This window comes from Phytohabitans flavus, from assembly GCF_011764545.1.
GTDB lineage: Bacteria > Actinomycetota > Actinomycetes > Mycobacteriales > Micromonosporaceae > Phytohabitans > Phytohabitans flavus.
In genome coordinates this window covers 7,239,509-7,264,107 of sequence record NZ_AP022870.1, presented here as the reverse complement: position 1 = coordinate 7,264,107, position 24,599 = coordinate 7,239,509, and the positions used below count along the sequence as shown (strand labels likewise).

23 protein-coding genes and 2 pseudogenes are annotated in these 24,599 nt (G+C 70.2%); 13 read left to right on the top strand and 12 right to left on the bottom strand.

Annotated features, from left to right (window positions below; all coding sequences use genetic code 11):
* Positions 1 to 3 precede the first annotated feature (3 nt).
* Together Pflav_RS31950 and Pflav_RS31945 are read right to left on the bottom strand one after the other, a co-directional pair.
* Positions 4 to 648, bottom strand: coding sequence for a hypothetical protein (locus tag Pflav_RS31950; RefSeq protein WP_173040526.1), 645 nt, complete (start codon positions 646 to 648; stop codon positions 4 to 6).
* A gap of 64 nt (positions 649 to 712) precedes the next feature.
* Positions 713 to 3,244, bottom strand: coding sequence for an FtsK/SpoIIIE domain-containing protein (locus Pflav_RS31945; protein WP_173042751.1), 2,532 nt, complete (start codon positions 3,242 to 3,244; stop codon positions 713 to 715).
* A 307-nt stretch (positions 3,245 to 3,551) separates the two neighbouring features.
* On the opposite strand from Pflav_RS31945, the gene Pflav_RS31940 reads away from it, so the two are divergent.
* Entirely contained in the window at positions 3,552 to 4,028 is a 477-nt protein-coding gene (locus Pflav_RS31940; RefSeq protein ID WP_232072147.1) for an Rv0361 family membrane protein, read from the top strand.
* A 5-nt stretch (positions 4,029 to 4,033) separates the two neighbouring features.
* On the opposite strand, the gene Pflav_RS46485 is transcribed toward Pflav_RS31940, so the two are convergent.
* From Pflav_RS46485 to Pflav_RS31910, 7 genes and pseudogenes are all read right to left on the bottom strand, one after another.
* Entirely contained in the window at positions 4,034 to 4,585 is a 552-nt protein-coding gene (locus Pflav_RS46485) for a hypothetical protein (protein WP_232072145.1), read from the bottom strand.
* Positions 4,586 to 4,632: 47 nt separating this feature from the next.
* Positions 4,633 to 5,766: a M23 family metallopeptidase gene (locus Pflav_RS31935; protein ID WP_173040525.1), complete on the bottom strand. Its 1,134-nt coding sequence runs from the start codon at positions 5,764 to 5,766 to the stop codon at positions 4,633 to 4,635.
* On the bottom strand, positions 5,763 to 6,311 hold the full coding sequence (locus Pflav_RS31930) for a hypothetical protein (protein ID WP_173040524.1): 549 nt from the start codon (positions 6,309 to 6,311) through the stop codon (positions 5,763 to 5,765). The genes Pflav_RS31935 and Pflav_RS31930 overlap by 4 nt, the downstream gene beginning before the upstream one ends.
* A gap of 6 nt (positions 6,312 to 6,317) precedes the next feature.
* Positions 6,318 to 8,212 (bottom strand): annotated as a pseudogene (locus Pflav_RS31925) (MFS transporter).
* Position 8,213: 1 nt separating this feature from the next.
* Complete coding sequence (locus Pflav_RS31920) at positions 8,214 to 11,609, bottom strand: ATP-binding protein (RefSeq protein ID WP_415624351.1); 3,396 nt, start codon at positions 11,607 to 11,609, stop codon at positions 8,214 to 8,216.
* Between the two features lie 76 nt (positions 11,610 to 11,685).
* Positions 11,686 to 12,048 carry a hypothetical protein gene (locus tag Pflav_RS31915; protein WP_173040522.1) on the bottom strand — a complete coding sequence of 121 codons (363 nt, stop codon included), beginning with the start codon at positions 12,046 to 12,048 and terminating at the stop codon, positions 11,686 to 11,688.
* Between the two features lie 15 nt (positions 12,049 to 12,063).
* Positions 12,064 to 12,378: a hypothetical protein gene (locus Pflav_RS31910; protein ID WP_173040521.1), complete on the bottom strand. Its 315-nt coding sequence runs from the start codon at positions 12,376 to 12,378 to the stop codon at positions 12,064 to 12,066.
* Between the two features lie 310 nt (positions 12,379 to 12,688).
* Between Pflav_RS31910 and folP the strand changes: the two genes are divergently transcribed.
* The 8 genes and pseudogenes from folP to Pflav_RS31870 all read left to right on the top strand — a co-directional run bounded on the left by folP (position 12,689) and on the right by Pflav_RS31870 (position 17,306).
* Positions 12,689 to 13,561 (top strand): dihydropteroate synthase, encoded by an 873-nt coding sequence (gene folP / locus Pflav_RS31905; RefSeq protein ID WP_173040520.1) that lies wholly within the window; start codon positions 12,689 to 12,691, stop codon positions 13,559 to 13,561.
* Positions 13,558 to 13,920 carry a dihydroneopterin aldolase gene (folB, locus tag Pflav_RS31900; RefSeq protein ID WP_173040519.1) on the top strand — a complete coding sequence of 121 codons (363 nt, stop codon included), beginning with the start codon at positions 13,558 to 13,560 and terminating at the stop codon, positions 13,918 to 13,920. Before folP ends, folB begins: the two co-directional genes overlap by 4 nt.
* Positions 13,917 to 14,440: pseudogene (gene folK / locus Pflav_RS31895) on the top strand (2-amino-4-hydroxy-6-hydroxymethyldihydropteridine diphosphokinase). Before folB ends, folK begins: the two are co-directional and overlap by 4 nt.
* A 50-nt stretch (positions 14,441 to 14,490) precedes the next feature.
* Entirely contained in the window at positions 14,491 to 14,958 is a 468-nt protein-coding gene (locus Pflav_RS31890; RefSeq protein WP_173042749.1) for a DUF3180 domain-containing protein, read from the top strand.
* 153 nt (positions 14,959 to 15,111) lie between these two features.
* Positions 15,112 to 15,669 (top strand): hypothetical protein, encoded by a 558-nt coding sequence (locus Pflav_RS31885; RefSeq protein WP_173040518.1) that lies wholly within the window; start codon positions 15,112 to 15,114, stop codon positions 15,667 to 15,669.
* The gene (locus Pflav_RS31880) at positions 15,615 to 16,442 is read left to right on the top strand and encodes an ABC transporter permease (protein WP_173040517.1); all 828 of its coding nucleotides are present in this window, start codon (positions 15,615 to 15,617) and stop codon (positions 16,440 to 16,442) included. The genes Pflav_RS31885 and Pflav_RS31880 overlap by 55 nt, the downstream gene beginning before the upstream one ends.
* A 9-nt stretch (positions 16,443 to 16,451) precedes the next feature.
* Positions 16,452 to 16,757, top strand: a complete 306-nt coding sequence (locus Pflav_RS31875; RefSeq protein WP_173040516.1) for a hypothetical protein — start codon at positions 16,452 to 16,454, stop codon at positions 16,755 to 16,757.
* A 51-nt stretch (positions 16,758 to 16,808) separates the two neighbouring features.
* Complete coding sequence (locus tag Pflav_RS31870; RefSeq protein WP_173040515.1) at positions 16,809 to 17,306, top strand: hypothetical protein; 498 nt, start codon at positions 16,809 to 16,811, stop codon at positions 17,304 to 17,306.
* Between the two features lie 63 nt (positions 17,307 to 17,369).
* On the opposite strand, the gene Pflav_RS31865 is transcribed toward Pflav_RS31870, so the two are convergent.
* The gene (locus tag Pflav_RS31865; protein WP_173040514.1) at positions 17,370 to 18,371 is read right to left on the bottom strand and encodes an ABC transporter ATP-binding protein; all 1,002 of its coding nucleotides are present in this window, start codon (positions 18,369 to 18,371) and stop codon (positions 17,370 to 17,372) included.
* Positions 18,372 to 18,373: 2 nt separating this feature from the next.
* On the opposite strand from Pflav_RS31865, the gene Pflav_RS31860 reads away from it, so the two are divergent.
* The 4 genes from Pflav_RS31860 to Pflav_RS31845 all read left to right on the top strand — a co-directional run bounded on the left by Pflav_RS31860 (position 18,374) and on the right by Pflav_RS31845 (position 22,479).
* Positions 18,374 to 19,063, top strand: a complete 690-nt coding sequence (locus tag Pflav_RS31860) for an ABC transporter permease (RefSeq protein WP_173040513.1) — start codon at positions 18,374 to 18,376, stop codon at positions 19,061 to 19,063.
* Positions 19,060 to 19,791: an ABC transporter permease gene (locus Pflav_RS31855; protein ID WP_173040512.1), complete on the top strand. Its 732-nt coding sequence runs from the start codon at positions 19,060 to 19,062 to the stop codon at positions 19,789 to 19,791. The genes Pflav_RS31860 and Pflav_RS31855 overlap by 4 nt, the downstream gene beginning before the upstream one ends.
* Positions 19,792 to 19,980: 189 nt before the next feature.
* On the top strand, positions 19,981 to 20,970 hold the full coding sequence (locus Pflav_RS31850; RefSeq protein WP_232072143.1) for a glycine betaine ABC transporter substrate-binding protein: 990 nt from the start codon (positions 19,981 to 19,983) through the stop codon (positions 20,968 to 20,970).
* Between the two features lie 231 nt (positions 20,971 to 21,201).
* Positions 21,202 to 22,479, top strand: a complete 1,278-nt coding sequence (locus Pflav_RS31845) for a hypothetical protein (protein ID WP_173040510.1) — start codon at positions 21,202 to 21,204, stop codon at positions 22,477 to 22,479.
* Positions 22,480 to 22,483: 4 nt separating this feature from the next.
* Here Pflav_RS31845 and Pflav_RS31840 read toward each other — a convergent pair whose 3' ends face one another.
* Both Pflav_RS31840 and Pflav_RS31835 read right to left on the bottom strand, forming a co-directional pair.
* The gene (locus tag Pflav_RS31840) at positions 22,484 to 23,635 is read right to left on the bottom strand and encodes an NADH-quinone oxidoreductase subunit D (RefSeq protein ID WP_173040509.1); all 1,152 of its coding nucleotides are present in this window, start codon (positions 23,633 to 23,635) and stop codon (positions 22,484 to 22,486) included.
* The gene (locus Pflav_RS31835; protein ID WP_173042748.1) at positions 23,619 to 24,599 is read right to left on the bottom strand and encodes an SAM-dependent methyltransferase; all 981 of its coding nucleotides are present in this window, start codon (positions 24,597 to 24,599) and stop codon (positions 23,619 to 23,621) included. The genes Pflav_RS31840 and Pflav_RS31835 overlap by 17 nt, the downstream gene beginning before the upstream one ends.

Genomic DNA, 24,599 nt, shown 5'->3' with positions numbered 1-24,599 from the left:
CGCCTATCTCACCAGGCTCAGCAGGCCGAAGCCCATGCAGGTGGCGACGATCGGCGCGAAGCACATGGCGAGGCCGAAGACAGGCGTTCGGTCGATCTTTGTCCCCGGCGGCGGGACGAAGGCGAGGCCGATCGTGAGCCAGCCCAGCCCGAACGCGGCGGCCGGCATCGTCAGTCCACAGAGGACAGCGGAGAGCAGCAGGTCGGTGTCGGCGGTCAGGTAGAGGGCCAGTTGCACGACGAGCACCACGACCGCGAACGGCCCGTACACGATCAGGTTGCGCAACCAGGCCGGCGTCTCCCCACGTGGGCCGACCGGCCGCCGCCCGATCTCGGTCTCGTCCGCGGCGTCCGCGACGGCGCGGGCATGGCGGAGCGCTGCCAGCACCGCCGGTGGCCCGCCCGCCATGGCCTGCGCCGCACCGGCCACCTCCGCCGGCGATGGCTTCAGGACCTCGTCTGGTACGCCTTGCGCCAGCAGCTTGGCGCGCTGCGGTGCGAGCCGCGCCCGTACCCCGGCCAGCTCCTCTTGCGCGGCCCGCGCTGCCTGCGTCTGCTCGCCCACGGTGGCCGCCACGCCTCGCCGGACCGCATCGAGGCGCTGCGCGGCGGTCACATACTCGTTCCAGGCTTCGTCGTTGGTCCTCATCCGTCGCGCTCCCGCCGGGCTGTCCTCATTCGTCGCGCTCCGGCAAGATTTTTTGTGGCGGTCCTCATTCGTCGCGCTCCGGCCGGACGAAGGGGACGATCACGGTGGTGCGGTCGGCGTGGCGGTCGTGCAGCAGCGCGCGGTTTGGGCGCGGCTGCCAGTCGAGCTGCTGGCCGAGCAGCAGCGATACCTCGGACCCGGGCACGTTGAGGAAGATCATCCCCGCCACCTCCTCGCGGGCCGCGCTCCCGCCCACCTCCTCGGTGAAGCGGCGCAGCCCGCGCCACCACGACAGCAGGTGTACGCCCCGACCGGGCCCCTCGCGCAGGAAGTCTCGTGGCAGTACGCCGCGGCCGACCGCGTCCATGCCGAAGACGACGATGTAGGCCGGCTCGGTCACCTCGAATGCGCCGCTCAGCTGGGCGGCGTGCAGATGCTCGGCGATCTGCGTCTCGGCGAGATGCTCGGTGAGCGCGCGGGCCGTCGCGTCACCGTCGGCGACCAGCGAGGACACCATGAACCGCACCGTGCCGGCAGGATGGTGGGCGGCCAAGCTGCGCGCGGCGGCATCCAGCACATCCGCGCCGTACGTGCTCGGCCCGAGGATGGCCAGGTGCCGCCCGGGCGAGGCGTCCAGCGGGAAGGCCGCGGTGGAGAGCGGTACGTCGATCACCCGCCCCACCAGCGCGGATGGCCGGGCCGGCGTCATGGCGAGCGCGGCACGGTAGGTCGGGTCCTCTTCGAGGTACTGGTGTGCGTAGCCCTCGAACACCGACGGCGCCTTCGAGGTCTCCGGACGCGCTTCCCAGAGCCGCCGCCGAACCCCGTCGAGCGTCGCGCGGTCCGAGTGCGGGTCGGGGAAGCGGATCGTGCGTTCGTGCCCGCGCGTCGCGCCGCGCGGTCCACCGAGCCCGCCAGCCGTGTTCACCACCGCGCTGCCGAGTGGCAGGCCGGCGGCCGCGTCGTTGGTCGGCTCGAGCACGTCGCCGCCACCAGGCAACGCCACTCGAACCGGAAACTGGCCGAAGATCGAGTCGCGCTTGTCGTACAGCGCCTCGACGCCCAGCGCGGTCTGGCTGGCGAGCACGAGGTGTATGCCGTACGACCGACCCTTGCGGGCCAGCGACTCCAGCAGGCTCACCGCCTCGGTGGTCAGCGCGCCGCTGCCGGTCACCAGCACCTGGAACTCGTCGATCACGCAGATGATCCGGGGCATGGCCCGCTGCTGGCGGAGGTCGCTGAACCGCGTTACGCCGGCTCGTTTGTACGCCACCGAGCGCCGGGTCATCTCAGCGTCCAGCTCGCGCAGCACGGCCACGCCGTACTCCCGGTCGGACTCGACACCGACCGCCCGCGCGTGCGGCAGCCAGGTCTTGTCCCGGGCGCTCGGCACGAACTCGGCGAACGACACGCCCTCCTTGAAATCGAGCAGGTAGAGGGTCAGCTCACCGGGTGCGTAGCGGCAGCCGAGGCCGTAGAGCACGTTGATCAGGAAGGCGGTCTTGCCCGCACCCGACCGTCCGCCGATCATCCAATGTGGAGTGAGGTCGTTGAACTGGAGCGTGACGGCGGTGTCGCCGTCGTGCCCCACGGTGGTCGCGACCCCCTCGGCGGAGTCCTCCGACCACAACTCACCCTCGGGCAGCACGTCGGCGAGCGTGAGCCGGGACTGCGTCGCCGACTTGTCGGCCAACTCCTGGCAGACCCGCTCGAACAGGTGCGCCGGCGGGTCCTCGTCAAGGAAGACCGGCGCGTTGAGCCCTTTGCTCTCGACGCTGTTTCCGTATCGCGCGGCTGGCGGATCCCCGATGATCGCGTACGGGTTGCGCAAGGTGATCATCGTGGTCCGCGGCAACGGCGGCTGCGTGGTGTCCTCGGTCAGCGGTGGCGGTGGCCAACCCGCGACGATCAGGTGCAGGCCCGCCTCCGGCCCGTGCTGCGCCAGCGCGGCGATCCGCGCCAGGTCGGCCCCCTCGGTCAGCTCAGGCAGCGAGGCGATCGCGAGCAGGAGCGTGCGATCCCGGCGCGAGTGGCGGGCGGTGGCCGGCCGTGCTGGCCGTACCCACTGCTCCGCCTCGGCCAGGACGGCCCGCAGCCCGCTGCGGTCGGTGACGGGCGGCGGCATCAGGCCGGCGTCCGCGAGCGCCGCGAACGGCCCGAAGACCAGCCCCGCGCCCGCCGCGTCGACCGCGCGCACGAGCAACGACCCGGCCGGCGAGGACGCGAGCAGCCGGAGCAGCAACGCGCGGAGAAGCCCTGCCACCCGAGGATCCCGGGCATCGGCGTCGACGGTCAGGTGACCGGTGCCCAGCAGCGGAACGACAGCCGGAAAGCGTGCGTCGTCAAGCGGTTGCGCCATCCCCACCCGCACGAACTGGGGCAGGCGCGGCCCACCGAGCGGGGTGTCCTCCGACTGCGCGTCCAGCGGCGCCCCCAACCACCCCGGCACAAGCGCGGCGGCCGCCGCGCGCAGCCGCTCGGCCAGCTCGTGCTGCTCGCGCAGGTCAGGTGGGGGCGGCTGAAACCGTTCCAGGGACCCAGCCGCGGCCGCCACGGTAGCGGCAGCCTGCCGATGCAAGGCGGCGGCGTGGCTCATCCGTGCTTTAGCGTCCGGCAAGCCGCTCACCTCCCTCGGACAGAGACGGTATCCCAGCCAACGCCCTTCATAGCGGACGCGGTTGGGGCCTGTTGCCGCCCGCGCCCTGCCCGGACAGATTTCAATGCCCGAATGGTCCGCTCTTACCACTGGTGACCCAGAACGCCCGGCCCGGCCCGGCCTGCGGTCCGTCCTGTCGATCTCGTCTCGGTTCGACAAGATCGACAGGACAGACCCTAGCCTTCGGGCGGCGGTGTGAGCGGCCGGCTAATCTCGGTGCGTGGACGCTTCTCGCCCGTCTCCGTCGATGACCGCGCTGGGCGGGAGCAACACCCAGGTCCGCACGGGCCGCTTGGTCCTGATGTTGATCGCGGGCGCGCTGGTGTTGCTGTGTGCAGGCGGCGCCGGCGTAGCCCTCGTCGCATACCGCGACGCCACCGAACCAGACCGAAGCTCCCCCGACGTCGCCGTCGACAACTATCTGCGCGCCTTCCTAGTAGACAGAAACGACACGCGAGCTCAACTCTACGCCTGTCGGACCTCGGCTCAGCTTACGGTGATGGACGCTCTCCGCCGGGACATCGAGGCGAGAGAAGCAGAGCACTCCATTAAGATCATGGTTTCGTGGGGAAGCCTAACAGTGGACGAACGGGCTGGTCGGAGCGACGTGACAGTCGAGGTTCGTCGGGCTATTGCGGATGGCAGCGAAAGTGACCGCCAAACATATCGCTTTGATGTTGTTGATGAAAACGGTTGGCGCGTATGCGGTGCGTACAGGGTTTGAGAAATCTACTCCAGCCAGATCGCATCAACCTGTAGTTCAAGTGTTTTTGGTGGCTTGCCGGTCCAAGTCCAGCGGTACCACTCGACCTCCGTCGCGACGTGAACGCAGGCTGCACCAGCGTCGCTGATGTACCTCTCGGTTACTCCCCGCATGTCGCGGCGCTCTACGCCGTCGATTAAGTGGACCAGTCGTTGACCGGTGATGCGGACCGCCAACCCGACCGCAATGGGATACCGAGTTGGCGGCCCGTCAAGAGAAACCAGTCCGGATCCATCGCCGTGAAGGTTACCCAAATCCTCATGGCGACCCAGAGTCTCAACCCACACGCGGTCGGCCGGAACAAGAGGTGCGAAGACCTCGATCTGCTCAAGTTCCGCTTTGTACCACTCGTGTTCGGATAAGACGGGCACGTATGTCCGGCTTCCGCGGACAACTTTTTCGTCTGCTCGCAGATTGTGGCGCCAACCAAGGCCTGGGAGCCCGGCAATAACCCGCCGTCCGCGCAAGTCGTCATGGCTTAGGGCTGGCACGGGAACAATTGGGCGTGGTGAATGCATCGCCCGGTCTGGCTCTCGTCTGATGGGGTCTGGACGCGGTTCTCTAGTCACGGATTGCCCCCCAAGGGGACACCCTTGTCTCGCATGAACGCAACGGGGTCGATCTTATCGCCTTTGCCTGGATCATAGACCTCGAAGTGTAGGTGTGGGCCGGACGAGTGGCCGCTCGTCCCAACGGATCCGAGCTCCTGGCCAGCGTTGACCATCTGCCCGACTCGGACCTTTGGGCGCCTGATCATGTGGCAATACATCGTCACGAAGTTGCCCGCGTGACGGATCTTGACGTACCAACCACATCCTGGCGTGGAGGGTGAACCATCGTGGTTGCACAGCTGACCCGATGGGTCGACGTCGCAACGAGAGGTGATCACCTGGCCCGCGGCGGCAGCGCGGATCGGGGTGTGCCGGCCGGCGCCCAGGTCGACGCCGTCGTGGCCGGGGCGCTCTGCCGTGCGGAAGCCCGAGACGACGAGGGCCCGTACCGGCACCGTCCAGCCGGAGGCGGCTATCTCACCGTCGGTGGCGCAGCGCGCCGTGGTGCTGTTGCCCGCCGCGCGTGCGGCGCCGCCGGTCAGCAGGTTGACGATCTGGGTTGCGATCGGCTCGTGCTTCGCGTAGGCGTCCGGGTACGCGCTGATCTGCACGCGCTGCGCGGCATCCGTCAGGGCCAGCTGCTGCCAGCCCTCGATCGCAACCAGCTTCTCGTAGAACTTCCGGGAGGCGTACTCGGGATCCTGCAACTGCTTGGCCGAGCCCCAGCCCTGGCTGGGACGCTGCTGGAACAGGCCGACCGAGTCGTGGTCATTGTTCGCACCGAGGTGGGCCAGGTTCGACAGTGCCGACTCCTGCATCGCCGTCGCCACTGCGATGACCCAGCCGCGAAACGGTACCCGCAGGTCGGAGCCGACGTTCACAATGATCGCCGCGTTGCGGATCTGGGCCTCGCCGTAGGCACCGACGCTCGGCATCCGTTTCGACGCGTCGACGACCCCGCCCTCGCCGCAGCCGAAGGCACTGTTGAAGAGGTTGTCGTTCGCTCCGCCGTCGTCCGTGAGCAGGTACGACCCCACACCGCCGCCGCAACAGAGCAACGCGAGCGCGGCGAGGATGGCCACGGCGAGCCCGACCCGGCGCGCGGGTTGTCGTACTCCACCGCTGCCCCCGAGCAACGGGTCGCTCATCCGCGTTCCCAGTCGATGCCGTCGACCAACCACCGACCGTCAATCGCCATGAGGCGCAGGCGCAGCATGCCGGAGTCCACCCGGATCGTCGCGTCCACGATCTGGTCGGCGTAGGGGATCAGCACCGGGTCGCCGGTGAGGCTGTCCGCCGGCACGCCCGCTGGGTCGACACCGGCAAGCTTTTTGGCCAGCGTCTCCGTGCAGTGCGGGAGGAGACCGGCGTACCAGTCCTCCGCCGTCACGTCCTGGTGGTTCACCCAGGCCTGTCCGAACGCCTCGGCAACGCTCGCCGGGACGGCGGTCCCAGGGCTGACCTTCGGGGAGGGCGTCGGCTCCGGCGAGGCGAGCCCGTCGTTGGCGACTGTGGCGGAAACGGTGAGGATCGGCTGGTCCGGCGCTCCGTCCAGCCCTGGCTGGGCCCCCGCCGAGTCCGAGAAGATCTTTGCGACGCCCACCACGCCGAGCACGACGGCCGCCAGCAGCAGCGCCACGCCGACGCGGGAGCGCAGGAGCCCGTGCGCGATGAGTTGGCCGACCCGGCGCACCGTCCGTCACCTCGCCTCGGCGCGGATCCGGGATGGCGGCGCCGGCTCGGTGCTCGGCTCCCCGCCCGGACGGTAGATCGTGTAGGACGGCGGCCGCTCGGGCAGGTCCGGCTCCACCCACTCCGTCGTACGGCGGCTCCGCGACGGAGCCGGCCGTGGCGTTCGGGAGGGCTCCGCTCCGATCGCCTCGTCCGCACGTTCGTGGCCATCCGGACGTGGCGGGTTGGCGTGCGAGGGGTCCTCGTCGCGTGCCTCCGGCCGCAGTGTGGTCTGCTCGACCACGACCTGCCTCCGCTTGCCGATCTGGGGCTCCGCGGTCCCGCCAGGCTCGGCGACATTGAGCTTGGCCGCCTCCCGGATGTCCTGGAAGAACCGGCGGTGCCACGAGCCGGCCGACGTGATCGCCGCGCTGCTGTCCTTGCCGCCGAGCTGAGTGATCCGTCGGTAGGGCCGGAGCAGAAGCCACCCTACGACGCCACAGAGCCAGACCAGCACCACCTGGAGCCAGCCGGGCAGGGTCGGAGTACTCATGATCAGGTCCACGGCGAACAGGTATATCGCCGCACCAGTGCCGAAAATGGCGATGTTGAAGACGGCGGCCACGACAGCGTTCGCGAGGCGGCGCAGACCGCCGCTGGCGGGGCGCATCAGACCGACTGTGCCCAGGATCGGCGCGGCGATGACTGCCCACCTGAAGATCAGGAACCCGAGGAGGACCAGCAGCGAAGCGGTCAGATCGAACATGGCGAACAGGACTGCGGCGAGGACCGCGATAAAACCCGCGCCGATCCGCTCCATGTCCTTGGTGCCCTGCAGATATTCGTACGCCTCAGGGTCCTCGGTCCTAATCTGCTCGGCGACTTTCATCCACTGTCTGCTTTTCGCATCAAGGGTCGCCTGCCGCGTTGCAGGGTTTGCGCGGATCTTTTCAGCCTCATCCCAGCTCAGCGATTTTGCGTCGTATAGGGCGGCACCGTACTTCTTCGCGGTTTCGCTGTCCGCCGAGCCGAGCACGCCGCGCAACCAGTTTCGATAGAGCATCGTCTCGGTCGCCGTGTCGCTGGCCCGCACCGCCGGCGGGCGGTGGTCAGTGCACGCCTCCGGGTTGCCCAGCCTGCACTGGCCCGGTGGCCGGTCCTTCGCCCGCGGCCCCACCGCGTCATGTACAACGCCCAGCGTGCCCACGAGCGTCGCGTCCGCCACGTTCGCCGACTTCACCGGCCACGCCGCTAGTGCGGTCACCGCCACCATGACAAGTACCGCCCACCCGGCGGTGGTCATCGCGTTGCTCATGTCCGCTTGGCGGGAGCGCCACAGCAGGTAGAGCCCGACCACGCTGAGCGTGATGATGCCGAAGACGCTGAAGACCTTCTCGTAGACAGCCCTGGTGGCCTGCTCGACAAGCGGGTCAGCCCAGCCCCACATCGACTCCGGGTTCCAGGCCCGTTCGCGCAGAGCGTTCGAGGCACCGATGATCGCTGTTGCGATCATCAACTCGCCATTGGCGATTGTCGTAGTGAAGCGATACTCGGGATGGCTGAGCGTGGAGAGGCATTCGATGTCGTACGTCGTATAGCTATAGCCGGCATAGCCGTAGTCGGTGTAGAGGCCCTTCGGTCCATCCATTTTGGACGCCTCTGGCCGGCTGGCGAACCAACCGGCCAGTCCAGAGTCGGGAGCACCTGCCGTGGGCGCTTTCAAGCAGTCGAGGCGATCTCCACCGACATCGGCAAGCTTGTCGACGCAGGCGCGGAAGTCGGCCTGCCATTCCTGTGTGGTGCACAGGTCGCCGGGGCCTGGGTTACCGGTGCCGGAGCAGCCCCCGCGGGCGTCGGCCAGACCAGAGATGTGGCCGCTGTTACCAATAAGGTGAGAAGCAGTGCGGCCGCCCGCCGTACCACTTCACACCTCCGCGTCGGGCGTGGCGGAGGGGAGGTTGGACTGGGGCGCCGCCGCGCCTGTCGGTGTTGTGTCCAAATGGTCGAGCAGCCCTTCCACGTACGACACGTCGACTCGCACCTTCTGCACGCGCCCATCCACGTCTCGCATGACGAACTCCCGGAAGCCCAGTCGCGACGCCGACGCCGTGTCCACGTTGGACAGCGATGCCAGTGTCGCCTCGTACCCGTCATTGACTGGCACCCGCAGCAGCCGCAGGGCCTCGGAGGCGATCTCCACGTCCTCGGCGATCCGGCCGACGAACACTGTGGAGACGAGGTTCTGTACATCGAGCCCGAGGATGTCGCGAGGGTTCTGCGAGGCCACGAGCGCGGAAAGGTTCCACTTTCGGGAGTCGCGGGCGAGGCGGACCAGGAACGACCGGCCCGACCGCCAGCCCTCCATGAAGTGCGCCTCGTCCAGGCCGACCATCTTTCGGGACGACATCGAGCCGCCGTAGCAGCGGCGTACGGCCAGCCGGTGTGCGGTGTGCAGCATTGGCAGGGCGAGCGCCTCCTCGGCTGACCAGTACTCGCGTTCGATCTTCAGGTCGGGCAGGCGGAGGCCGGCCATCGTGATGACGGTGAGCGCGGCGTCGGCACCGAGCAGGCCCTCCGGCGGGCGGCCGAAGAAGAGCAGCGCGAGCGGCATCTCGGCGGTGTCGAGCAGGAGGTTGGCGAGCTCCTTGCCGTTGTCGTCGTCGAGCCCGGCGAGGCAGGCGACGACATCGTCCAGTGTGGACGTTTCCTCGGCCGGTACCTGGCGCACGGCGTGGCGCAGCAGGGTCGCGGTGGAGGCCTCGCGGGCGACCTGTGGCGGTACGAGCATCGAGCAGATGTCCTGCACGAGCATCCGCCGCTCGGCCCGGGCGTTCGACACCGCGATCTCGTACTCACGGTCGCCGGTGGCGCCGCTCGCAAACTCCGACCGCAGCGGCGTAGGAATCAGGGAGTACGGCGCGAGCGTCCCGTGCTCCGAACCGGTCAGGTTGAGCACACGGGAGTACGGGCGCAGCTCCGGCATCGAGCACAGCCGGGCGAGCGGGCCCGACGGGTCGAGGAGCGTGACCTGTACGCCGCGGCGGGCGGCGAGGTAGCCCAGCGCACCGAGCAATGTGGACTTGCCACCGCCCGGCTCGGCGACGAAGACCGCGAGGCCGGAGCGCTCGCGTACCTCCATCGGGAAGTGCAGGTCGAGGAAGACCGGCCGGCGGCAGGTGCCTGCGGTGCGGCCGATGAGGTCGCCGCGGCGGTCGCCCACTGTGGACGCCGCCTGGGGCAGGGCGGCGGCGAGCAGCTTTACCGGCATCCGGCGGATGTAGCCGGTGTTGGCGACCGGCTCGCCGGGGATGAACTCGCGGGCCAGCCAGTCCTGGTTTTTCGGGTGCTGGAGCGAGATGCGCAGCTCACGGGAGTACAGCTGGATGATCCGCCGGGCCCGCTCCAGGCACTCCTCGCGGGTGCGGCCACCCACGGCGATGCGGTGCCAGCCGTGCGCGCGTGCCGACTCGACCGGCAGGCCGGTGGTCATCTCGTCGCCGATGACAAGCGCGCGCTTGGCCAGCCGCTCCAGCTCAGGCGGCGCGTCGATGCCGTGCTCGGCGTAGTCGAGCTGCTGCGAACGGATCATCCGCAGTCGATGCTCGAGGTTTCGGAACGAGTCGCCCGAGCCCAGCACGTCCACTCTGGACGAAAGCTCCATCGGCCACGGCAGCCGCTCGTGGAAGTGCAGCCACGGCTCGTGCCGCTCGGGAATCTCCAGCGGCTCCATGCGCCCGACCGCGAGGACGGCGACATGCCGCTCCTCGGCCGTCATGCGGTTGACAAGCTTGACCGTCGACCCGTACGGCGTGCGATACCGCTCGATCTGCTCGGTCAGCGCGAGCAGGTCGCCGCGCTCCCACTGGCCGCCGGTCACCGGCGACAGCGTGGTCGGCGGCGCCATGCAGAGCGCGACCGAGCGGTACAGCAGCCACTCCAGCTCGTGCGTCGTGACCTGGCGGCCGCGCATGCCGAAGGCGCCGAGCACCTCGTCGAACTGCTCGACCGTACGGCCCAGCTTGCGCCGCTCGCCCTCGGCGACGCCCCGGCCGAACGCACGCAGCAGCCGCTCCACAAACGAGTCGCCGAGCGAGCGACGGGCGAACGTCACGCCAAGGTACGTCTGCCCCTCCGCGTGGTTGACCGAGAGCAGGTGGCGCTGGGCATTCACAAGGTGGTCGGACCAGGATGTCGCGCCGGGCACGCCGCTGAGCGGCTGTGGCGTGTTCATGTCGAGCGTGCGGGCCCACTCGTCCGCCGGGAAGGGGCGGGTGGTGCGGCGCAGGTGGAGGCGGAAGCCGGCGAGGCCCGCGTACTGCTCCGAGATCGCCGACAGCAGCGCCTCGCGCTCGGCGTCCGGCCGGAACGCCCAGCGCACCTCGGGTAGCCAGTACCAGGCGGTGACCGTGTTCGGCGTGAAGGTCAGGTGGCCGGCGATCTCGGTGATCGCCAGGTTGACAGCCGGGTCACGGTCGGCGAACTTGATCTTCGGTGGGCGGACCGGCTTGCTGCGCGGCGCCACCTCCTGCCGACGGCTGACCTCCTTGCGGGGCCGCGGCGCCGGCTCCTCGCGCGGCCGCCGCTCCTCGGGCCGCCGCCTGGTGGCGGGCTCGGCCGGCGGGCGACGGACCAAGGGGTCCGCGCCCGGCTCGCGCACCGCGGGCAGGTTGACCGGCTCGAGCTCCGGCTCAAAAGCCGCATGACGTGGGGTCCGATCGGCGCGCGCCGGCGACCTCGTCGCGATCGGTGGTCCAGCTTCCTTTTCCGGTACGGCCGGCGACTCCCCGCCACGGTCCGGCGACCCGATCGACTCCGTGCCGATCCCGTGGCCACCCACGCCGTTGGTGAACGGCTCGGCGGGCGCGGCCTCGACCGGGCGGCGCACAGGCTCGGTGGGCGAGGGCTCGACGGGGCGGCGCACAGGCTCAGCGGACGGTGGCTCGACCGGGCGGCGCACGGGCTCGGATGGCGGTGGTTCGACCGGGCGGCGCACAGGCTCGGCGGGCGTGGCCTCCACCGGGCGGCGCAGCGGCTCGGCGACGCGGGCGGCTGGCGCGCGGGCGGCCGAGCGGGGCGGCGCGGGGCGGCCGGCGGAGCTGGAGAAGAGGTCGAGGAAGGGCGAGTCGATGTCGGCGTGCTCGCCTTCACCGCGGCCATGCGGGCTGGGCCCGCCAGCCGGTCGGCGCGGCGCCTGGGGAGCCTGGAACACCGCGACCGCACCGTGGTCGGGGCTGGGAATGAGGTCGTCCTCGTCCTCGTCTGGGTCCGACACGGGGTAGTCGGATGGTCGCGCACCGTTACTGCGCGTGTCGGCCGGCATGCCGACCGGACGAGGGGGGCCCGGCGTGGAGGGTGGGGTCATGCCATCGCTCCGCACATAAGGCCGTGGAAACCACTCATACCAGCTCCTCCCGGACCCGGATTCGGGTTGCGACGAGCCGAGGGTCGCGCTGCTCGCTGGCGGGCTCGCGGGTGCGTCGCCAGTCGGTGAGTGCGGTGCGGACGACCATTCGCGCGGGCCGGTCGGGATCGACGTACCTGAAGATGAAGGACGTCGTCACAACGGCGAGCGCGATCTCCCATGCCGGGAACAGTTCCACGTCGAACGTGAACAGGTAATGAATGAACATGAAGAGTGGTACGAGCAGCATGAAGACGCCGTACTGGGCGTACGGAAGGTGGACGGGCAAGGTGTATCCGGGCGGGCCCAGATAGACCAGGCGAGCCCGGTAGATGTCGTCGTCGGTACGCAGCCGCATAAGTGAACCCGCGACCTACTCGAAGATCAGGTTGATGATGTAGTCACCGACGAAGAACAGGGTTGCCGCACCGGCGATGAATGCGAGACCGACGATCGCGATCGCCGAGCTCGTCAGCACCTTCGATATTTCGCCCTTGCTTGCCCGGCCGATGAAGATCACGCCCAGTACGGCGAGCAGGATCGGCGCGATGTTCGTGGCGAAGAAGGTGACGACGCCGTCGGTGTCGATGCCCGTAGGCTCCGGCTCCGCCGCGGTTATGAGAGCGAGCACGTCAGCGGCGTGCGTGGCGGTGGTCCACGCCGCTGCGACGAGCTCTGTGGTGTTCATTGGAAGAGACCTCCCCGATGCGCGTCCGTCGACGGTGGGAGTAGGCGGATCGCCCCATCACTCTGTGTCTGCGTGTTCACCACGATCGGGTGAACTTTCCCGGGCGTTTTGTCCTGGTTTAGCCCATCTCCTCAAGCTATGACGTCTGAATGATGCGCAATTGCAAAGCGTACGGGGCACCCCCCTTTCTGCCAAGCTACGAAGCTCGTGGCCCTTGGTGCCGCCGTGGCTGATGTTAACGTCTCTAGAACATGTGTGCTAACTCGGGGCACCGAGCGGGCGCTGGAGCGCCGGTCGGTACCGTCTGTTCGTGACAGAATCACGCCCAGCCGCGGGAGCAGTTGATCTCCTGCGGTCGGCGCGTCCCGTCGTGATCGGGGTTCTGAACGTAACGCCCGACTCGTTCTCCGATGGCGGACGCTATGTGCGCCGTTCCGACGCCGTCCAGCACGGGATCGAGATGCGCGAGCAGGGCGCCGATCTCGTGGACATCGGTGGCGAATCGACCCGTCCCGGCGCCGAGCGGGTCGACGCGGATACCGAGGTCAGCCGCGTTTTGCCGGTCATTCGGGAGCTGGCCGCGGCCGGCGTACCCCTGAGCATCGACACGACCCGGGCGAGCGTCGCCGCAGCGGCCATCGAGGCCGGGGCCGCGGTTGTAAACGACGTGTCGGGCGGACTCGCCGATCCCGCCATGGCGAAGGTGGTCGCCGACGCCGGCTGCCCCTGGATCCTGATGCACTGGCGTGGCCATTCGCGGCAGATGCAGGATCTGGCCACCTACCACGATGTGGTGGCAGAGGTCCGTGCCGAGTTGGCCCAACGGGTCGACCAGGCCCTCGCCGCGGGGGTCCGCCCCGACCGGCTGGTAATCGACCCGGGGCTGGGCTTCGCCAAGAAGGCCGAGCACAACTGGCAGCTCACCCAGCGCCTCGGTGAACTCCTCACGCTCGGCTACCCGGTGCTCTTCGCGGCGAGCCGCAAGTCGTACCTGGGTGCCCTGCTGGCCGGCCCGGACGGGAGCCCACGCCCCGCCGACCAGCGCGAGGCCGCCACTATCGCCACCAGCGTGCTGGCTGTGGCCGCCGGCGCCTGGGGCGTACGGGTGCACGACGTGCGCGGCACCGTCGACGCGCTCAAGGTCTGGGCCGCGTCCGGCGCACCGCGGCTGGCCGGGTCATGAGCGACCGGATCACGCTCTCGGGACTGCGGGCTGAGGGGCACCACGGCGTGTACGACTTCGAGCGCGAACGTGGCCAGGACTTCGTCGTCGACGCTGTGCTGGAGGTCGACCTCGCCCCGGCCGCCACCTCGGACGACGTGGCCGACACCATCCACTACGGCGAGCTCGCCGAGCGCCTGGTGGCAGTAGTGGGCGGAGAGCCGGTCAACCTCATCGAGACGCTCGCCACGCGGCTGGCCGAGGTCTGCCTCGCCGACTCCCGGGTACGGGCGGCCACCGTCACCGTGCACAAACCGCAGGCCCCGATCCCGCACGAGTTCGCCGACGTGGCCGTCACGATCACGCGGCGGCGGCCGTGACCCGGGCGCTGCTCTCGCTGGGCAGCAACCTCGGCGACCGGATCGGGCACCTAAAGGCGGCCGTCCGGGACCTCGACGGCGTGCTGCTGGTCGCCTCCGGGGTGTACGAAACGCCACCGTGGGGCGACGACGACCAGCCGCCGTACCTGAATGCCGCCCTGCTGGTGCAGGACGCGGCCGCCACGCCGCGCGACTGGCTGGACCGGGCGCGGGCGCTGGAGGAGAAGGCCGGCCGGGTCCGCGATCCGGACCGCCAGTTCGGGCCCCGCACGCTGGACGTCGATGTGATCGCGGTCTGGTCAGACGAGGGCGAGCCGGTGACAAGCGACGATCCCGAACTGACACTGCCGCACCCCGTGCGCACCTGCGGGCGTTCGTCCTGCGGCCCTGGATCGACATCCAGCCGTACGCCCAGCTGCCCGGCCATGGCTGGCTCACCGACCTGCTCAACGCCGAGCCGCTCGCGTCGGACGCCCTGGCAATCGGCCCTCGGCCCGACCTCCGGTTAGAGTCGGACTAATGGAACCGCAGTCTCCACCGCGCGGCGGCTCCACCCCGCAGGGGCCGCGTATGGGTCCGACCCGGCCCGCCACGCTCGTGGTGGCCGGTCTGGCCGCGGCGGCCGTGGCGTGGTGGATGATCAGCAGCTTCTACGGTGACATCCCCAGCCTCCCGTGGTTGCCCACAGTGACGCTGGCGGCGCTCGCTGTGCTGGAGGGCTACGTCGCGATCAACACGCGGCAGCGGATCGAGCGGCGTCCCGGCCGGGAGCCGGTCGACCCGCTCGCCGTGGCCCGATATGTCGTGCTCGCCAAGGCCTCCTCGCTGGCCGGTGCGATCTTTGCCGGCTTCTACGCGGGGCTGGTGGGCTGGCTGCTTATCGAGCGCACGCGTGCGGCCGGCAACGACATACCGGCTGCGTCCGCTGGGCTGGCGGCCTCGCTGGCGCTGGTCGGCGCGGCACTGTGGCTGGAGCGTTCGTGCCGCGTGCCGAAGCGCCCGGAAGACGACCGCGATTCCGATACGTCAGACAACTAGGGCTCCCTCGATCCGAGTGGTTGGACACTGGGGGTGACGCCCCCGGCTATACGCGAGTACGGTGCGGCTGACTGGCTTCAATCCGCCGTGCGTCCCGATCCGTACAGCTAGGCGGCGTGGAGCCAGGCTGAACGACCACAGGAGGCGCGCGAGATGGCGTACGACGAGCCGGCCTACCGGCGGCGTGACACCGGCGGTACGGGTAACGGCGGCCTGCGCGAGGACTCGCGCTTCGGCTCCGACAACGGCTTCGGCACCACCCCGACGTACCAGACCGGCAGCTTTCCAGTGGCCAGCGAGTTCCGCGAGCCGGACGCGACGGAGCTGACCCAGCGCCGCGCCATCTCCCAGGCCGAGCTCGACGACGTCTTCGACGACCCGTCCCACGGCGATCCCGGCCGCGACCGGGTGGCCGTACACGTGATCTGGGAGGTCCTGCTCCTGCTCGCGGCCGGCGCGGTCGGCTTCCTGCTCTACCGCGAAGACTCGGCTGCCGTCCGCGGCGCGTCCCTTGACCAGTTGCTCGTGCTCGCCGCCGGCCTGGGCCTGCTCGCCATCGGTGCGAGTTTGACCCTCCGCGCCGGCGCGCCCAACCTCGCTCTCGGTCCGATCGCGGTCGGCGCCGCGCTGCACTTCGCCGAGCAGGGCGATCGGGGGTGCTCGTCGCCTCGGCGGAGGCCGTGGTCGCCGCCGGCCTCCTCGGCCTGCTGATGGCGATCGTCATCACCGCGTTCCACGTGCCCGGCTGGGCGGTGAGCCTCGCCGGGGCGCTGGCCGCGATGGTCTTCATCCAGCAGCGCAGCGGCCCGGTCAACCTCCAGGGCGACTACAGCCCGACCGACCAGGCGCTGTACCTCTTCGGCGGGGTCGCGGCGGTCTCGGTACTCGGCGGGCTGGTCGGCATGATCAAGCCCGTGCGTCGCTCGGTCGGCCGCTTCCGGCCCGTCGCCGACCCGGCGCACCGCCGCGGCGGCCTGGCCGCGGTGCTGACCGGCGGAGCCCTGGTGGTCTCCAGCTCGCTCGCCGCGGTCGGCGGCATCCTCCTCGTGGCCGGTCAGGACGTGCCGGTGGTGCCGTCGCCCGGCCTGGACTGGACCGCGTTGGCGGTCGGCGCCGCCCTGCTCGGCGGCGCCAGCGCCTTCGGGCGGCGCGGCGGCGTCTTCGGCACGATCCTCGCCGTCGTGCTGATCACCCTCTTCATCCGGTACGAGGACGCGATGGGCTGGGACATCTCCCACCTCGCGATCGCCGGCGGTGTACTGCTCGCGGGCGTGGTCGTGACCCGGATCGTGGAGACCTACGGCCGACCCCGGACGCGGGACAACGACTCGGACGAGGAGGAGTGGACCGAGCCCGACCCGCCGTCGACGAGCTGGGACAGCGGGCGCCGCACCGACTCCTGGCCCACGCCCCTACCCACCCAGCCGTCCGCCGGCCGCCCGGACCCCTGGGACACCGATCGGTGGGGGACCGGCGGCCGTTAAGCTCGGGGTATGTCCGAAGCCACGTTCGCTGAGCTGGATAGCCTGTCCACTGAGGAGCTGCGGGAGCGGGCCTTCGCCCAGGCCCGGCACCGCGTGGACGTGGGTTTCTTCTGGTCCGTGCTGAGGCACCTGCCGGACGCCGACGAGGCGAGTGCGCTCGACGGCGCGCCCAACTCCGTGGGGCCGACGATCGACGAGGCCGTGGCCCTGTGGCGGGAGTTCACCGGGCACGGGTACGACCCGGAGTCCGAGCCGCTGCTCCGCGCGGCGTTCATCGACTACCTGCTGAAGCACCCGGGCGAAGCAGCGAAGTAATGAAATAACGGCAGGTTTGAGTGCCATGGCGCGCTGGGCATTCATGGCGTCATGGCTGTCACCACCACCCGTAACAAGACCACTACGGGCGCGGGTACCCTCGCGGCGCTCGTGCTGGTCCTCGTCTTCGGCAGCCCCTGGTACGGGGACTGGGCCGAGAGCAACACAAATGCGAACACGGCGGGCGGCTGGTTCCTGCGACTGCTCGCCTGGCCGGCGTGGCGGTTCGACTCCGATGAGCCGGTGCAGGACCTCCTCGCCACCAACCTCCGGGCGATCCTGGTGGTCGTCCTCACAGCGCTATTCCTCTACGCACTGCCCGGCTCACAGCTGGCCCGGGCTCGGGGCACACTCAGCCAGTTCTTCGCCGGGTGGTCCGCATACATCTTCGCCGGCGCCTTCGCCTCGGTGATCCCGGCGCTGATCCAGTCCGACCCGACGCTGCTCAAGGCCTTCCAAGCGGCAGGTAACGGCGCGACGTACGGGCTGTTCGTCGGCTGGATCATCGGCATCGCCTGCCTCGGCGGCTGGCGCGGCCGAGCGACCTGACGCTTGCTCTTCCCTCCCTGGTCAAGGGACCCTCGCAGGTGGCGATGCGGGGGTCCCTTGGCGTCACTGCTCCGCTGGGTAGTCGATGCTCAACACACGGTGGCGGGTCAGCAGGCCGATTGGCTCGCCGCCGTCAGTGACGCGTAGATAGTCCGAATTGGTCACCAGCATCTGGGCCAGCGAGTCGTAGAGCGAGGTGCCCAGCTCGGCCGAGGGAAAGCCGCCGTCCTCGCCGGTCAGCGGGTCGAGTATGTCGCGGGTCACCGGCGTGACCGCGAGCCGGCGGATGCCGCGGTCGGCACCCACGAACTCCCGGACGAACGGGGATGCCGGCCGCCCCAGCAGATCCCCAGGGGAGTCGTGCTGCTCCAGCTTGCCGCCCTGCGACAGCACCGCGATCCGGTCGCCAAGCCGTACCGCCTCGTCGAGGTCATGCGTGACCAGCACGATCGTCTTGCGCACGTCGGCCTGTAAGCGCAGGAACTCCTCCTGGAGCCGCCCCCGCGCGATCGGGTCGACGGCCGAGAACGGCTCGTCCATCAGCAGCACGACCGGGTCGGCCGCAAGCGCTCGGGCCACGCCGACGCGCTGCCGCTGGCCGCCGGAGAGCTCCTGCGGGTACCGCTTGCCATACTTCGCCGGGTCCAGCCCGACGAGGTCGAGCAGCTCGTCCGACCGCTGCCGGATCCGGGCCCGTGGCCAGCCGAGCAGCCGTGGCACGGTGCCGACGTTGGTCCGGATCGTCTGGTGGGGGAACAGCCCGACGTTCTGGATGACGTACCCGATGCGGCGGCGCAGCTGGACCGGGTCGACCCGCGTGACATCTTCGCCGTCGAGCATGATCCGGCCGGCCGTGGGCTCGATCAGCCTGTTGATCATGCGGAGCACGGTGGACTTCCCGCAGCCGGACGGTCCGATGAGGACGACAAGCTCGCCGGCGCGCACCTCCAGGCTGAGGTCACCCACGGCGACCGTACCGTCGGGATACTGCTTCCGAATCCCGACAAGTTCTATCGGCGCGGCCTTCTTATCTGCCGACGTGTCGGCCGTCGCGGTAACGTCCACGTATGTCCTTCCGGCTGGCTCTTCAGGAAAGCCCAGGCAACCCCTGGATCTCCTGGCAGTACGTGCGGGACAACTCCGACACGATCCTCGCGGCGCTGCGCGAGCACGCGACGCTGACGGCGGAGGCCATGCTGGTCGCGACGCTGGTGGCAGTGCCGCTCGCCGTCATCGCGTACTGGTACCGCCCCCTCACCGGGCCGATTCTTGCACTGTCCGGCGTCCTGTACACCATCCCGTCGCTGGCACTGCTCGCCTTCGTCGCGCCGTACACGGGCACGACCAAGCCGCGCACGGTACTTATCGGTCTCGTGCTCTACGCGCTGCTCCTGATCGTGCGCAACTCGTTGGCGGGGCTCAACCAGGTGCCGCCGGAGGCGCGGGACGCCGCGCAGGGTATGGGGTACGGGCGGTGGGGTCGGCTTTTCCGGATCGACCTGCCGCTGGCGCTCCCGGGCATCGTCACGGGCCTGCGGCTGGCGACGGTGTCGACGGTCGCGCTTGTGACGGTGGGCTCGCTGATCGGGCAGGGCGGGCTGGGTGACCTGATCCTCGGTGGCTTCCGCAACAACTTCTACAAGGCGGAGATCATGACCGGCGCGGTGCTGTGCGTCGGGCTCGCGCTCGTGCTGGATCTGCTGCTGGCCACCGCCGGCCGGTTGCTCACCCCGTGGAGCCGGAGGATAGCGCGATGATGGCGGACAACCCCATCGGGCAGGCAGTGATCTGGCTCAACGACCCGCTCAACTGGACAAACCCGGGCGGGGTCCTGGACCGGCTCGGCGAGCACCTGTGGATTTCCGGGGCGGCCGTCGTGCTCGGCTGCCTGGTGGCGTGGCCGATCGGCATGTGGCTAGGCCACGCCGGCCGGGGTGGCGGCGCTGTCGTCCTCATCTCCAACCTGACGCTCGCCATCCCCACGGTCGCGCTGCTCACGATCCTGCCGCTCACATTTCTGGGCTTCGGCAAGCCACCGGTGATCGTGGCGCTGGCGGTTTTCGCGGTGCCGCCGCTGCTCGCCAACGCGTACACCGGTGTGCGGTCCATCGATCCCGAGGCACGAGACGCGGCGCGGGGTATGGGGCTCTCCGGGTGGCAGGTGCTCGGTCGGGTCGAGCTGCCGCTCGCGGTGCCGTACCTGGCCGCCGGCTTCCGTACGGCCTCGGTGCAGGTGGTGGCGACCGCCGCGCTGGCTTCCTTCGTCAACGGCGGCGGGCTCGGCCAGATCATCAGCGCGGGGTTCGGCCTCGGCACGGCGGTGGCCGGCGGCCAGATCCTCGCCGGTGGCATCCTTGTCGCGCTGCTCGCGATTCTTGTCGAGGCGGTCCTGGCGGTCGTGGAGCGGGCGGTCACCCCGAAGCCCCTGCGCAAGGCCCGGGGACGGGCCGCGCGCCGGGCGGCGGCGGCGACCGGATCGGCGTGAGCGGCGACACATAGGACCATGACGATCCGGTGACAACCGTCGCGGTTTGTTGTCGGTCCCTCCTGCCACCATGTTGGCTGAATACGCGGGCGGCACCAGACCGTCGTCCGCCAGACACGCGGCCGGCCCGCATAGGGTCGCGCCGGGACACGGAAGGCGGGCAGATTTTTGCGCGCACGTACACGTCTGGTGCTGGGTGCGGTATGCGCCCTCGCCGGAGGCATGATCCTCGCGGGCTGCGGGGATGAGGGGTCATCGGGCACCGAGGCACCGGCCACCGCCGGTGCTGGCGCCGGCGCCGGTTGTGCGCCAGTGGCGGGCAGCCAGCTCGTGGTCCTCGAAGACGACAAGAAGCTACAGAACACCGACAACATCGTGCCGGCCATCAATGCCAAGGCGTCCAAGCCGGAGCTGATCGCCGCACTCGACAAGGTTTCGGCAGCCCTCGACACCACCAAGCTCATCGAGCTCAACAAGGCGGTCGACGTCGACCGCAAGACGCCCAAGGTGGCGGCCGAGGAGTTCGCGGCGGCCAATTCGCTCACGACGGGGATCACCAAGGGCCAGGGCGGCCCGATCACCATCGGCGCGGCAAACTTCAGCGAAAACCAGACGCTCGGCGAGCTCTACCGGATCGTGCTGACCGCGGCGGGATACCAGCCCAAGGTGCAGCAGATCGGTAACCGTGAGCTCTACGAGCCGGCCCTGGAGAAGGGCGAGATCCAGGTCGTGCCGGAGTACGCGGCGACGCTCGCCGACTTCCTGAACGGCAAGGTCAACGGCGCCAGTGCGGCGGCGATCTCGTCGCCCGACCTGGACAAGACGATGGACGGGCTGAAGGCGGTCGGCGAAAAGGCCGGTCTCGTTTTCGGTACGCCGTCGGCGGCACAGGACCAGAACGCGTTCGCGGTCACCGTGGAGTTCGCCAACAAGAACGGGCTGAAGACGATCTCCGACCTGGCCGCCAAGTGCTCCGGTACGGCGACGGTCATGGGCGGGCCGCCGGAGTGCCCGCAGCGGCCGAAGTGCCAGAAGGGTCTTGAGGAGGTCTACGCCTTCAAGGCCGGCTCGTTCAGCTCGCTGGACGCCGGTGGGCCGCAGACGAAGGCGGCGCTCACCACCGGCACGATCAGCGTCGGCCTGGTGTTCTCTTCGGACGGTGCCCTGGCTGTCGGCTGATCCACCGCTCAGCAGTGCGTTTACCGGAACGGTGCGGGAAATGGCTCCCGCACCGTTCCGCCGTATAGGCCCTCCGGCGTGGTACCAATCGTGGAGTTTCGCCCTGGCTCAGGGTGATTTGGTCCGCTTCCTCGTTGTGCTCATGTGACCGTTCCGTCCGCGGAGAGCCCGCCCTCGGATTCCAGGGCTGGCCGTTCCGATTACCCGGAAGTATCGGTAGGCTCCTCAGCCATGCCGGCCTCCGCACCGCAGTCTGAGCGGCCGGGGCGGCAGCTGCTCACGGTTGCGTTCTGGGTCGGGGTGGGCCTGGCACCGCTGGCGGCGTTGTTGCTGCTGGTGGGCCAGAGCGCTGGAGTGCTCCGGGTGGCCGCCGTCCTCGCCGTGTTCGCCATCGTGCTCATCGGGGTATCGATAACACTGCGGCGCGACGCCGAGACTGTGCGTATCGACCTGGAAGAAACCCTGCTCGAAGAGATCGACACCTTGCGAGGCGACGTCCGCAACGACATCGAGACCGCCGCGCGGGCCACGCACAAGGCCTTCGGCGAGAAGCTCCAGACACTCAACGAGACCGTGCAGGCGCTGCGCATGCAGATGCAGCTGGACGCCGCTCGTGGACAGGCCGCGCCGCCTCCGCCGGCGACCCGAGGTGCCGCGGAGCCGCCGCAGGTGGGGTACGGCCGGGCCGGGTACCCGCAGCAGGAGGCACCAGCCGTCGCCGGTCACGCCGCGATCCCGCAGCCGCCTGCGGCCGGCCACGCTGGCGGCCGTGCGCGGGTCCCGGGCGTCGTACGGCACACCGAGACCGTGCAGGTCACGACCCGGCAGACGATCGTCGACCAAGGCGACGACCCGGACCCGAGCGGACAGAGCTACGGCGCGACGTCGTACGGGTCGAACGGGTACGGCTCCGCCGAGTCCTACGGGGGCAACGGGTCGTACGGCGACTGGCCCGCGTCCGCCCCGCCCGCGCCACGGTCACCGGCCCGCGGCCGGCGCGCCGCCGAGCCGGAGGAGGAGTCCTGGTCCGAGCAGCGGCTGCGCGGCGGCGATGGTCGCCGTCCACGGCCGTACGAGCGGGGCGACGCCGACGCGGGCGGCGACGACGGTCGCTGGACCGGGATGCGCGCGGGCGACAGGTGGGCGTCGGTACGCAGTGACGACCGCGGCCGCGAGCTACGCATGGGCGAGCGGCGGGCCGCGATGCACCAGGACGAGAGCGGCAGCGAGATGCGGATCGAGGACCGCTGGGCCTCGGTGCGCCGCGAGGAGCCTCGCCGCGACGAGTACCGTGCCGACCCGGAGTGGGGTGGCGGAGGCTACGGCGACGGTGGCGGGCAGGATGCCCCGTGGACGCAGGACCGCTGGGAGCGGCCCAGTGCGCCGGCCGCGCTGCCGGCCGGCGGGATCGAGCCGACTACGTCGTGGGGCCAGCAGTGGGGCACGCCGGAGCGCGAGCCGGCCGGGCGCCGCCGCCGATACCGCGACGAGGACGACCCCTACCGCTGAGTCCCTACTTGTCGATATCGCCGACCACGAAGAACATCGAGCCCAGGATGGCGATGAGGTCGGGCACTAGGCAGCCCGGGATGAGCGTGCTGAGTGCCTGCACGTTGGCGTACGAAGCGGTGCGCAGCTTCATCCGCCACGGCGTCTTCTCACCGCGCGACACGAGGTAGTACCCGTTGACGCCGAGCGGGTTTTCCGTCCACGCGTACGTGTGCCCCTCCGGCGCCTTGACCACCTTCGGCAGCCGCACGTTGACCGGGCCGGTGATCTGGTCCACCCGCTCGAGGCACCGCTCGGCGAGGTCCAGCGACACGAACACCTGGTCGAGCAGCACCTCGAACCGCGCGTGGCAGTCGCCGGTCGTGCGGGTCACCACCGGCACGTCCAGCTCGCCGTACGCCAGGTACGGCTCGTCCCGCCGCAGGTCGAAGTCGAGCCCGGACGCCCGCGCGACCGGACCGGACGCACCGTACGCGGCGGCGTCGGCGGCCGGCAGCACGCCCACGCCCACCGTGCGGGCGAGGAAGATCTCGTTGCGGCGGATCAGGTTGTCGAGGTCGGGCAGCCGGCGCCGCACCTGCCCGATCGCCTCCCGGGCCCGCCGCGTCCAGCCGGCCGGCACCTCTTCCTTCAGGCCGCCCACCCGGTTGAACATGTAGTGCATCCGGCCACCGGAGACCTCCTCCATGACCGCCTGGAGCGTCTCGCGCTCGCGGAACGCGTAGAACACCGGCGTGATCGCGCCGATCTCCAGCGGGTACGACCCCAGGAACATGAGGTGGTTGAGCGCCCGGTTGAGCTCGGCGAGCGCGGTGCGCAGCCACACTGCCCGCTCGGGTACTTCGAGCCCCATCAGCCGCTCGACGGCCAGCACCACACCGAGCTCATTCGAGAACGCGGACAGCCAGTCGTGCCGGTTGGCCAGCACGATGATCTGCCGGTAGTCGCGTACCTCGAAGAGCTTCTCCGCGCCCCGGTGCATGTACCCGACGATCGGCTCGCAGGAGACCACCCGCTCGCCGTCGAGCACGAGCTTCAACCGCAGCACGCCATGGGTGGACGGGTGCTGCGGCCCGATGTTGAGCACCATGTCCGCGGTATCCAGCCCGCTCCCGGTGCCGACAGTGACCTCACGCAGGTCAGTCATGCCCGTCATCGTCCCACGCCAGGCCGGTAACGAAGGATTGGTCCACGCCGATCGGGTGCGTCAGCCACCAATGGCCGCCCAGGCCGGCTCGGTCGGTCAGCTCCGCGGCCGCCGACGCCGAGGCCAGGGCCCGCACGTAACCCGCGGGGTCAGTCGAGGCCAACGCCAGCGGGGGCCGGGCGCCGTCCACGCCGAGCGCACGCAGTGCCTTGCGCTGGGAGACCAGGGTGTACGGCCGCCCGCTGGCCTCGGCCACGGAATCCATCGCCACGTGCGCGGTGATGTCGCAGGTCCCGTCCGGTACCGGGGGCACCTGCCGGCCGGCTCGGTATCCGGTCAGCGTCCCGCCCAGCGGCCGCTCCCCGAGCACGTGGCCGTAGTCGACCGCCAGCGCCAGCCCGCGTTCCACCGCGGCGACCGCGCCGGCCCAGGCCCGGTCCCTCGACGCACCCACCTCGGCGCGCGGCGCGTCCGGCCACCAGCGGGAGAGCCACTCGAGGTCCGGTGCGGCGACCGGGGCGCCGCGTGACTCCACCCCGGACCGGTCGACAACCACGTACCGGCCGTCCTCTACGACATCGAGCGGCACGTTGTCGAGCCATTCGGTGGCCAGCAGGACCCCGACGATGCCCGACGGGGGTGCAGACTCCCAGGCCACGGGCGTAGGCAGGGACGGTGGCCGGGGTGCACGCTCGACACCCGTCAGCGCGAGCCGCCCGGCCAGCTCGGGTGGTGCGGCGTGCAGGAGCGCGGCCAGCAGCTCGCCCCGGCCCGCGCCCATGTCGACCACGTCCAGCCGCCCCGGGCGGCCCAGCGCTTCGTCCACATAGGACACAAGGCTAAGGATCGCCGAGGCGAAGAGCGGGGAGGCGTGCACGCTGGTCCGGAAGTGCGCGGCCGGCGCGCGGGTCACGAAGAAGCCGCCCGGCCCGTAGAGGGCCTCCTCCATCGCTTCCCGCCAGGTCACGGGCAC

Bases quoted from the DNA above. Each gene is read 5' to 3' on its own strand.
- Pflav_RS31950 (WP_173040526.1), bottom strand. From the start codon at position 648: ATGAGGACCAACGACGAAGCCTGGAACGAGTATGTGACCGCCGCGCAG.
- Pflav_RS31945 (WP_173042751.1), bottom strand. From the start codon at position 3,244: ATGAGCCACGCCGCCGCCTTGCATCGGCAGGCTGCCGCTACCGTGGCG.
- Pflav_RS31940 (WP_232072147.1), top strand. From the start codon at position 3,552: ATGACCGCGCTGGGCGGGAGCAACACCCAGGTCCGCACGGGCCGCTTG.
- Pflav_RS46485 (WP_232072145.1), bottom strand. From the start codon at position 4,585: ATGCATTCACCACGCCCAATTGTTCCCGTGCCAGCCCTAAGCCATGAC.
- Pflav_RS31935 (WP_173040525.1), bottom strand. From the start codon at position 5,766: ATGAGCGACCCGTTGCTCGGGGGCAGCGGTGGAGTACGACAACCCGCG.
- Pflav_RS31920 (WP_415624351.1), bottom strand. From the start codon at position 11,609: ATGCCGGCCGACACGCGCAGTAACGGTGCGCGACCATCCGACTACCCC.
- Pflav_RS31915 (WP_173040522.1), bottom strand. From the start codon at position 12,048: ATGCGGCTGCGTACCGACGACGACATCTACCGGGCTCGCCTGGTCTAT.
- Pflav_RS31910 (WP_173040521.1), bottom strand. From the start codon at position 12,378: ATGAACACCACAGAGCTCGTCGCAGCGGCGTGGACCACCGCCACGCAC.
- folB (WP_173040519.1), top strand. From the start codon at position 13,558: ATGAGCGACCGGATCACGCTCTCGGGACTGCGGGCTGAGGGGCACCAC.
- Pflav_RS31890 (WP_173042749.1), top strand. From the start codon at position 14,491: ATGGGTCCGACCCGGCCCGCCACGCTCGTGGTGGCCGGTCTGGCCGCG.
- Pflav_RS31885 (WP_173040518.1), top strand. From the start codon at position 15,112: ATGGCGTACGACGAGCCGGCCTACCGGCGGCGTGACACCGGCGGTACG.
- Pflav_RS31875 (WP_173040516.1), top strand. From the start codon at position 16,452: ATGTCCGAAGCCACGTTCGCTGAGCTGGATAGCCTGTCCACTGAGGAG.
- Pflav_RS31870 (WP_173040515.1), top strand. From the start codon at position 16,809: ATGGCTGTCACCACCACCCGTAACAAGACCACTACGGGCGCGGGTACC.
- Pflav_RS31860 (WP_173040513.1), top strand. From the start codon at position 18,374: ATGTCCTTCCGGCTGGCTCTTCAGGAAAGCCCAGGCAACCCCTGGATC.
- Pflav_RS31855 (WP_173040512.1), top strand. From the start codon at position 19,060: ATGATGGCGGACAACCCCATCGGGCAGGCAGTGATCTGGCTCAACGAC.
- Pflav_RS31845 (WP_173040510.1), top strand. From the start codon at position 21,202: ATGCCGGCCTCCGCACCGCAGTCTGAGCGGCCGGGGCGGCAGCTGCTC.
- Pflav_RS31840 (WP_173040509.1), bottom strand. From the start codon at position 23,635: ATGACGGGCATGACTGACCTGCGTGAGGTCACTGTCGGCACCGGGAGC.